Origin of the sequence: Salmonella enterica subsp. arizonae (assembly GCF_008692845.1) — a bacterium.
Classification (GTDB): domain Bacteria; phylum Pseudomonadota; class Gammaproteobacteria; order Enterobacterales; family Enterobacteriaceae; genus Salmonella; species Salmonella arizonae.
Genome location: NZ_VXJW01000008.1, coordinates 16,911 through 26,227 on the forward strand (window position 1 = coordinate 16,911; position 9,317 = coordinate 26,227).

10 protein-coding genes are annotated in these 9,317 nt (G+C 51.7%); 6 read left to right on the plus strand and 4 right to left on the minus strand.

All coding sequences use genetic code 11. The features are described 5' to 3' along the window. Positions 1-105: 105 nt before the first annotated feature. Positions 106-1,467 carry a signal recognition particle protein gene (gene ffh, locus F4V61_RS15500; protein WP_038394794.1) on the minus strand — a complete coding sequence of 454 codons (1,362 nt, stop codon included), beginning with the start codon at positions 1,465-1,467 and terminating at the stop codon, positions 106-108. Between the two features lie 165 nt (positions 1,468-1,632). Between ffh and F4V61_RS15505 the strand changes: the two genes are divergently transcribed. Together F4V61_RS15505 and F4V61_RS15510 are read left to right on the plus strand one after the other, a co-directional pair. Then, positions 1,633-2,424, plus strand: coding sequence for a cytochrome C assembly family protein (locus F4V61_RS15505; RefSeq protein ID WP_012209892.1), 792 nt, complete (start codon positions 1,633-1,635; stop codon positions 2,422-2,424). A gap of 18 nt (positions 2,425-2,442) precedes the next feature. After that, complete coding sequence (locus F4V61_RS15510) at positions 2,443-3,729, plus strand: HlyC/CorC family transporter (RefSeq protein ID WP_128971894.1); 1,287 nt, start codon at positions 2,443-2,445, stop codon at positions 3,727-3,729. A gap of 60 nt (positions 3,730-3,789) precedes the next feature. Here the strand turns inward: F4V61_RS15510 and grpE are convergent, their stop codons facing one another. Then, positions 3,790-4,383 (minus strand): nucleotide exchange factor GrpE, encoded by a 594-nt coding sequence (gene grpE / locus F4V61_RS15515; RefSeq protein WP_038394792.1) that lies wholly within the window; start codon positions 4,381-4,383, stop codon positions 3,790-3,792. A gap of 122 nt (positions 4,384-4,505) precedes the next feature. Here grpE and nadK point away from each other — a divergent pair, with 122 nt between their 5' ends. The 3 genes from nadK (at position 4,506) to bamE (ending at position 7,619) form a co-directional block, all read left to right on the plus strand. Beyond that, entirely contained in the window at positions 4,506-5,384 is an 879-nt protein-coding gene (nadK, locus tag F4V61_RS15520; RefSeq protein WP_038394790.1) for an NAD(+) kinase, read from the plus strand. 85 nt (positions 5,385-5,469) lie between these two features. Further along, positions 5,470-7,131, plus strand: coding sequence for a DNA repair protein RecN (gene recN, locus F4V61_RS15525; protein ID WP_058345927.1), 1,662 nt, complete (start codon positions 5,470-5,472; stop codon positions 7,129-7,131). 149 nt (positions 7,132-7,280) lie between these two features. Further along, positions 7,281-7,619 (plus strand): outer membrane protein assembly factor BamE, encoded by a 339-nt coding sequence (gene bamE, locus F4V61_RS15530; protein ID WP_001203444.1) that lies wholly within the window; start codon positions 7,281-7,283, stop codon positions 7,617-7,619. A 159-nt stretch (positions 7,620-7,778) separates the two neighbouring features. On the opposite strand, the gene F4V61_RS15535 is transcribed toward bamE, so the two are convergent. Then, on the minus strand, positions 7,779-8,069 hold the full coding sequence (locus F4V61_RS15535) for an RnfH family protein (RefSeq protein WP_164967338.1): 291 nt from the start codon (positions 8,067-8,069) through the stop codon (positions 7,779-7,781). Beyond that, a complete protein-coding gene (locus tag F4V61_RS15540) occupies positions 8,059-8,496 on the minus strand; it encodes a type II toxin-antitoxin system RatA family toxin (RefSeq protein ID WP_001543334.1) in 438 nt (145 codons plus the stop codon). The genes F4V61_RS15535 and F4V61_RS15540 overlap by 11 nt, the downstream gene beginning before the upstream one ends. A gap of 187 nt (positions 8,497-8,683) precedes the next feature. Here F4V61_RS15540 and smpB point away from each other — a divergent pair, with 187 nt between their 5' ends. Further along, entirely contained in the window at positions 8,684-9,166 is a 483-nt protein-coding gene (gene smpB / locus F4V61_RS15545) for an SsrA-binding protein SmpB (RefSeq protein WP_024131783.1), read from the plus strand. The last annotated feature ends 151 nt before the right edge of the window (positions 9,167-9,317 follow it).

Below are 9,317 nucleotides of genomic sequence, written 5' to 3' on the forward strand. Positions count from 1 at the left end.
CGAGTTCGGTGCCGGCGTGCGCGCAGCCACCGCAGCGTACACGCAGTACGTGAGGATGGCGAGCACACCCCGGTACCGAAATAGCAAGTGAGCCAGGCCGGGAAATTAGCGGCCAGGGAAGCCTGGCGGCATCATCCCCTTCATACTGCGCATCATCTTCGCCATTCCGCCCTTCTTCATTTTCTTCATCATGCGCTGCATGTCGTCGAACTGTTTCAGAAGGCGGTTAACATCCTGCACCTGCATCCCACAGCCTTGCGCGATACGACGCTTGCGGGAACCTTTGATGATTTCCGGCTTCGCGCGCTCTTTCAGCGTCATTGAGTTAATGATCGCCTCCATACGCACTAACACTTTATCGTCCATCTGCGATTTGACGTTATCCGGAATCTGGCCCATGCCCGGTAATTTGCCCATCAGGCTGGCCATACCGCCCATGTTTTTCATCTGTCTAAGTTGTTCGAGGAAGTCGTTCAGGTCGAAACCGTCGCCTTTCTTCAGTTTGGTCGCCAGCTTTTCAGCCTGCGCGCGGTCAACTTTGCTTTCGATATCTTCGATAAGCGACAGCACGTCGCCCATGCCGAGAATACGTGAGGCGATACGATCCGGATGGAACGGCTCCAGCGCGTCGGTTTTCTCGCCGACGCCGAGGAATTTGATCGGCTTGCCAGTGATATGACGAATCGATAACGCCGCGCCGCCGCGAGCGTCACCGTCAACTTTGGTCAGCACCACGCCGGTCAGCGGCAGCGCTTCATTAAACGCTTTGGCGGTATTCGCCGCATCCTGACCGGTCATCGCATCGACCACAAACAGGGTTTCTACCGGATTGATAGACGCATGAACCTGTTTGATTTCGTCCATCATCGCTTCGTCAACGTGCAGACGACCGGCGGTATCCACCAGCAGCACGTCGTAGAATTTGAGCTTCGCTTCTTTCAGCGCGGCGTTGACGATATCTACTGGTTTCTGGCCGACATCTGACGAGAAGAAATCCACGCCAACCTGCTCAGCCAGCGTTTCGAGCTGTTTGATCGCCGCCGGGCGATAAACGTCGGCAGAGACGACCAGCACTTTCTTTTTGTGCTTCTCGCGCAGGAATTTACCCAGCTTACCGACGCTGGTTGTTTTACCCGCCCCTTGCAAACCCGCCATCAATACTACGGCTGGCGGCTGCGCGGCCAGATTCAGCGTCTGATTCTCTTCGCCCATCGCCGCAACCAGTTCGCTACGGACAATCTTGACGAATTCCTGCCCTGGGGTCAGGCTCTTGTTCACTTCATGACCAACCGCTTTCTCTTTTACGCGATTGATAAACTCACGCACTACCGGCAGCGCAACGTCAGCCTCCAGCAGCGCCATGCGCACTTCGCGCAGCGTCTCTTTAACGTTGTCTTCAGTAAGGCGCCCACGGCCACTGATATTGCGCAACGTGCGCGACAAACGATCGGTTAAATTATCAAACATTGTCTCTCGCCTGGGGTGGAAACGGTTGGTCGCCGCAGCGACACAGTTACAGAATTTCGCCACAGTATACCATGAAGCCGTCTTTGTTGTTATGCAACGGTTGGAGCTGCGGTCACCTAACGCTATACTGCTTCTCTTTCTCACTGGTCAACTGTCGACACAACTATGCCCGTTTTTGCTTTACTTGCTCTTGTCGCCTACTCCTTCAGCCTCGCGCTGATCGTTCCCGGACTGTTGCAAAAAAACAGCGGCTGGCGGCGTATGGCTATTCTTTCTGCGGTCATCGCGCTGGTGTGCCACGCTGTCGCGCTGGAGTCGCGCATTCTGCCCGGCGGCGACAGTGGACAAAACCTAAGCCTGCTGAATGTCGGTTCGCTGGTCAGCCTGATGATCTGCACGGTGATGACCGTTGTCGCGTCGCGCAACCGCGGCTGGCTACTTCTGCCCATCGTCTATGCCTTTGCGCTGATTAACCTGGCCTTCGCCACGTTCATGCCTAATGAATATATTACGCATCTGGAGGCGACGCCGGGCATGATGGTGCACATCGGACTGTCGCTTTTCTCTTACGCGACGCTAATAATCGCCGCTCTGTATGCTCTGCAACTGGCGTGGATCGACTATCAACTGAAGAATAAAAAGCTGGCGTTTAGTAATGAGATGCCGCCATTGATGAGCATTGAGCGCAAAATGTTTCATATTACGCAGATTGGCGTCGTACTGCTGACCCTTACCCTGTGTACCGGCCTGTTTTACATGCATAACTTGTTCAGTATTGAAAATATCGATAAAGCCGTGCTCTCTATCGTGGCATGGTTTGTCTATATTGTTCTGCTGTGGGGGCATTACCATGAAGGCTGGCGCGGTCGTCGGGTCGTGTGGTTTAACGTCGCGGGCGCGGGTCTTCTGACGTTGGCCTATTTTGGTAGCCGCATATTGCAGCAATTTGTAAGCTAAACTTTAAAGGAGTTTCCCCTGGAACACATCTCCACCACCACGCTGATTATCATATTAATCATCATGGTGGTCATCTCGGCCTATTTTTCCGGTTCCGAAACTGGAATGATGACGCTAAACCGTTACCGTTTACGCCATATGGCGAAGCAAGGCAACCGTTCGGCAAAACGGGTAGAAAAATTACTGCGTAAACCCGACCGACTGATAAGTCTGGTACTGATCGGCAATAACCTGGTCAACATTCTTGCCTCGGCGCTCGGCACGATTGTGGGGATGCGGCTTTACGGTGACGCCGGCGTGGCTATCGCCACCGGCGTACTGACATTCGTCGTGCTGGTATTCGCCGAAGTCCTGCCCAAAACTATCGCCGCGCTCTATCCGGAAAAAGTGGCCTACCCCAGTAGTTTCCTGCTTGCGCCGTTACAGATATTGATGATGCCGCTGGTTTGGTTGCTTAATACCATCACCCGCCTGCTGATGCGCCTGATGGGAATTAAGGCGGACATCGTGGTCAGCGGATCGTTAAGCAAAGAGGAATTACGCACTATCGTGCATGAATCCCGTTCGCAAATCTCTCGCCGCAATCAGGATATGCTGCTGTCGGTTCTCGATCTGGAAAAGGTCAGCGTGGATGACATCATGGTGCCGCGTAATGAAATTATCGGGATCGATATCAATGACGACTGGAAGTCTATTGAGCGACAGCTTACCCACTCGCCGCACGGACGCATAGTGCTCTATCGCGATTCGCTGGATGACGCCATCAGTATGCTGCGCGTTCGTGAAGCCTGGCGGTTAATGGCGGAGAAAAAAGAGTTCACCAAAGAGATGATGCTGCGCGCCGCCGATGAAATCTATTACGTCCCGGAAGGAACGCCGCTCAGTACGCAGCTTATTAAGTTTCAGCGCAATAAAAAGAAAGTCGGACTGGTCGTCAACGAATATGGCGATATCCAGGGGCTGGTCACTGTCGAAGATATTCTCGAAGAGATCGTCGGCGACTTCACCACGTCGATGTCGCCGACGCTGGCGGAAGAGGTCACGCCGCAAAACGACGGCTCGGTCATTATTGACGGTACCGCCAACGTCCGGGAAATCAATAAAGCCTTTAACTGGCACCTGCCGGAAGATGACGCGCGCACCGTCAATGGCGTGATTCTGGAGGCGCTGGAGGAGATTCCGGTCGCCGGAACGCGTGTACGCATTGAGCAGTACGATATCGATATTCTCGACGTACAGGAAAATATGATTAAGCAGGTGAAGGTTGTACCGGTAAAACCGTTGCGGGAAAGCGTGGCGGAATAAACAGATAGCGATAGTAGACCGGGTAAGGCGTCAACCGCCACCCGGCGCTACGAGAGGCTGTTAGCCTTTGGCTTTCGCGACTGTCACCATCGCCGCGCGAATGGTACGGCCGTTCAGCGTATAGCCTTTCTGCATAATACCCAGCACATTGCCTGCCGGAATCTCTTCCGACTCCACCATCGCAATCGCCTGATGCACATTCGGGTCCAGCGGCACGTTGGTTTCAGCAATCACTTCCACGCCGAACTTACGCACCACATCCAGCATAGACTTCAGCGTCAGTTCAATACCTTCGACCATTGCCGCCATATCCGGATTGGCTTTGTCTGCGACTTCCAGCGCGCGATCCAGGCTATCGATCACCGGCAGCAATTCATTGACGAACTTCTCCAGGGCGAATTTATGCGCTTTTTCGATATCCTGTTCGGTACGACGGCGCAGGTTTTCCATTTCCGCTTTGATACGCAACACGGCGTCGCGTTCGCGAGTCTGGGCTTCGGCAAGCTGAACTTCCAGATTCGCAATTTTTTCATCGCGCGGATCCACCTGCTCAGCAGAATCGTTTGGTTCAACTGCCTCAACCTCTTCGTGCTGATCCATGATAATTTCTTCCGGGGCTTGCCCCTCAGGCGTTTTCTGTTCTTTACTACTCATGAATTTCTCCGCGTTTTTTTCGCATTCATCTCGCTAACTTCGCTTATTATGGGGATCAGATTCAGGGTTTCAAGGGAAGCACTCACATTGTCATCAATCTTCGCTACAAGGACCTCAGAAAAATGAATAATCATTTCAAGTGTATCGGCATTGTGGGACATCCGCGTCATCCCACCGCACTCACGACACATGAAATGCTCTACCGTTGGCTATGCGCTCAGGGTTATGAGGTCATTGTGGAGCAACAAATCGCCCACGAATTACAGTTGAAAAATGTGCCAACCGGCACGCTAGCGGAAATTGGCCAACAGGCGGATCTGGCGGTAGTCGTGGGCGGCGACGGCAATATGCTTGGCGCCGCGCGCACGCTGGCGCGTTATGACATTAATGTAATTGGCATTAACCGCGGTAATCTTGGTTTTCTGACCGATCTCGATCCGGACAACGCCCTGCAACAATTATCTGATGTGCTGGAAGGACGTTATATCTCAGAGCAACGTTTTCTGCTGGAAGCGCAAGTCTGCCAACAGGATTGCCAGAAGCGTATCAGCACCGCTATTAATGAAGTGGTGCTGCATCCGGGAAAAGTGGCGCATATGATCGAGTTCGAGGTTTATATTGATGAAATCTTCGCTTTTTCGCAGCGATCTGATGGTTTGATTATCTCTACGCCGACCGGCTCCACCGCCTATTCGCTCTCCGCAGGCGGTCCTATTCTGACCCCTTCACTGGATGCTATCACACTGGTGCCGATGTTCCCGCATACCCTGTCGGCGCGCCCGTTAGTCATTAACAGCAGTAGCACGATTCGGCTGCGTTTTTCGCATCGTCGCAGCGATCTGGAAATTAGCTGCGACAGCCAGATAGCGCTGCCTATCCAGGAAGGAGAAGATGTGCTGATTCGCCGCTGCGACTACCATCTCAATCTGATACATCCAAAAGACTACAGTTATTTCAACACATTAAGCACAAAACTCGGCTGGTCAAAAAAATTATTCTAATTTTACGCCCGCCTCTTTACTGTATAAAAAACCAGATTATACTGTATTTAAATACAGTCATGGTTTTTCATACAGGAAAACAGCTATGTTGGCGCAACTGACCATCAGCAATTTTGCAATCGTTCGTGAGCTTGAGATCGATTTTCAGAGCGGAATGACCGTCATCACCGGTGAAACAGGGGCGGGAAAATCTATTGCAATTGATGCCCTGGGCCTGTGTCTGGGCGGTCGCGCTGAGGCCGATATGGTTCGTACCGGAGCTACTCGCGCCGATTTGTGCGCCCGCTTCTCTCTGAAAGACACGCCTGCTGCATTGCGCTGGCTGGAAGAAAACCAGCTTGAAGAAGGGCGCGAATGCTTACTTCGCCGCGTTATCAGCAGCGATGGTCGCTCCCGAGGCTTTATTAACGGCACCGCCGTTCCCCTTTCTCAATTGCGCGAGCTCGGTCAGTTACTGATTCAAATTCACGGTCAACATGCTCACCAGCAGCTTACCAAACCCGAACAGCAAAAATCGCTGTTGGATAGCTATGCCAACGAATCCGCTTTAGCGCAGCTGATGGCCGCCCACTACCAATTATGGCATCAAAGCTGCCGCGATCTCGCCCATCACCAGCAACAAAGCCAGGAACGCGCCGCACGCGCGGAACTACTGCAATATCAGTTAAAAGAGCTGAACGACTTTAACCCGCAGGTCGGTGAATTCGAGCAAATTGACGAAGAGTACAAACGGCTGGCCAACAGCGGGCAATTGCTTACGACCAGCCAGAACGCTCTGGCGCTACTCGCGGACGGCGAAGACGTTAACCTGCAAAGCCAGTTATATAGCGCAAAACAACTGGTTAGCGAGCTGGTGGGTATGGACAGCAAGCTTTCCGGCATCCTGGATATGCTGGAAGAAGCCACTATCCAACTCACCGAAGCCAGCGACGAATTGCGCCACTATTGCGAGCGCCTGGATTTAGATCCCAACCGCCTGTTTGAACTTGAACAGCGCATCGCTAAACAAATTTCGCTGGCGCGAAAACATCACGTCAGCCCAGAAGCGCTGCCACAGCTTCATCAGTCACTGCTCGAAGAACAGCAACAGCTCGACGATCAGGCCGATTCTCTGGAAACTCTGACGCTGGCGGTCAATAAGCATCGCCAACAGGCGCTGGAAACGGCGCAAGCGCTGCATCAACAGCGCCTGTTTTACGCCCAGGAGCTGGGGCAACTGATTACTGAAAGTATGCATCAACTTTCGATGCCGCACGGTCTGTTTACTATTGATGTGAAGTTTGATGAGCATCATCTGAGCAGCGACGGCGCCGATCGCGTGGAGTTTAAAGTGACCACGAACCCAGGGCAGCCGTTACAGCCAATTGTTAAAGTAGCGTCTGGCGGTGAACTGTCGCGCATTGCGCTGGCTATCCAGGTGATTACCGCGCGCAAAATGGAAACACCGGCGCTCATTTTTGACGAAGTTGATGTTGGCATCAGCGGTCCAACCGCCGCCGTAGTCGGTAAACTCCTGCGTCAGCTTGGCGAATCCACCCAAGTCATGTGCGTCACTCACCTGCCACAGGTGGCAGGGTGCGGTCATCAGCACTTCTTCGTGAGTAAAGAAACGGACGGGGCAATGACCGAAACACATATGCAGCCTTTGGATAAACGTGCGCGTTTGCAGGAACTGGCCCGCCTGTTGGGAGGAAGTGAAGTTACGCGGAATACGCTGGCAAACGCAAAAGAACTACTGGCGGCGTAAACTTTTTTATCTCCCGAAGGTCTGAGTTCACAACAAAAACGCCGTAAGACCTGACAGCAAAAGGTTTTAAAGTGATGAAAGGTCTATTATCATCGGCATATTACATATGAGCCACGTACTGCTCAGGCCCGAAAAGGAACCCAATCACTATGCGCTGTAAAACGCTGACTGCTGCCGCAGCAGTACTCCTGATGTTGACTGCAGGCTGTTCCACTCTGGAGCGAGTGGTTTACCGACCTGACATCAATCAGGGGAACTATCTTACACCTACGGATGTCGCCAAAGTGCGTGTTGGTATGACGCAACAACAGGTTGCGTATGCGTTAGGCACGCCGATGATGACTGATCCTTTTGGTACGAATACCTGGTTTTATGTCTTCCGTCAGCAGCCAGGACATGAGAACGTGACGCAACAGACTCTGACGCTCACCTTTAACAGCAGCGGCGTGTTAACGCATATTGATAACAAACCGGCGTTGACGAAGTAATATTTTGATACCGCCTGATGACGCAACGTTCATCAGGCCTGCAAACTTACCTCCGCATTCAGTACCAGTTTGCCCGATGGCGTCACGTTTATCGGACCTGCAAACACGTACTCCGGGCCGGATAAAGCATTCACACTGTTATCCGGCAAAAGAGGCTAATTATCTGCCTGCCGATTTTTCGGCGCGCTGGCGGCGTAATGCCTTTGGATCGGCGATTAAAGGACGGTAAATTTCAACCCGATCGCCATCCTGCACCGTATCGGTGAGTTTTACCGGGCGGCTGTAGACACCCACTTTGTTTTTCGCCAGATCGATATCCGTGCGCAATTCCAGCAAGCCGGAAGCGCGAATCGCCTCTTCGACCGTTGCCCCCTGCTCCAGCGTTACGCGCAGCAAATACTGCTTTTCCGGCAGCGCATAAGCCACTTCAACCATGAGTTTATCCGGCACGATAAACCTCTTTGGCGCGGACCGTAAACGCCTGCACCATGTTGGACGCTAACTCTTTAAATACACGTCCAAACGCCAGTTCAATGAGTTTATTGGTAAATTCAAAATCAAGCTGAAACTCAATACGGCACGCCTCAGGACTAAGCGGAGTAAATTTCCAGCCGCCGATCAGCTTCTTAAAAGGACCATCCACCAGATGCATCAGAATGCTCTGATTACGAGTTAGCTGATTACGCGTCGTAAACGTTTTGCTGATACCCGCCTTCGACACATCAACAGCCGCAGTCATCTGTGCTGGCGACGACTCCAGGACACGACTGCCAACGCATCCTGGCAAAAACTGGGGATACGATTGAACGTCATTCACTAACTGGTACATCTGTTCCGCACTGTAGGGGACTAAAGCAGTCCGACTAATCTGAGGCATAGCAATTCCCATCAACATAAATCATGTAAATAATACCATTTATCAGCGCGTAAAAAAATGCTGTCGCCAACCGTCATGCCTTAATTGTGCGTGCGTAGCCCAACTCATGCTAAGATAGATTTTTGCACCTCGTCAGGACGCTATGGGGTGTTTTCGATATCAGATTACCTATGAATTCACGACACTTATGACGAAGAAAAAAGCACATAAACCGGGCTCAGCCACCATCGCGCTGAATAAGCGCGCCCGGCACGAATACTTTATCGAAGAAGAGTTCGAGGCTGGTCTCGCCCTGCAAGGCTGGGAAGTAAAATCTCTGCGTGCAGGAAAAGCCAATATCGGCGACAGTTACGTTATCCTCAAAGATGGCGAAGCCTGGCTGTTTGGCGCAAACTTTACGCCGATGGCAGTGGCCTCCACACATGTCGTATGCGACCCAACCCGAACCCGCAAGCTGTTGTTAAATCAGCGTGAGCTAGATTCGCTGTATGGCCGTATTAATCGTGAAGGTTATACTGTCGTTGCGCTTTCTCTGTATTGGAAAAATGCGTGGTGCAAAGTAAAAATCGGCGTGGCGAAAGGTAAAAAACAGCATGATAAACGTTCCGATCTTAAAGAACGTGAGTGGCAACTGGATAAAGCACGCATTATGAAACATGCAGGCCGATAATATACATTTTTTGTGACCAGCTTCTCAATATGAAGCTGGTCAATATTTATATCTTATTCATGCCTCAAAAAATATATTCTCTGCGCCGGCCCTCCCATCAATAACAATAAACTCAACATTTCATAAAGAATATATTTTATTTAAAAAAGGT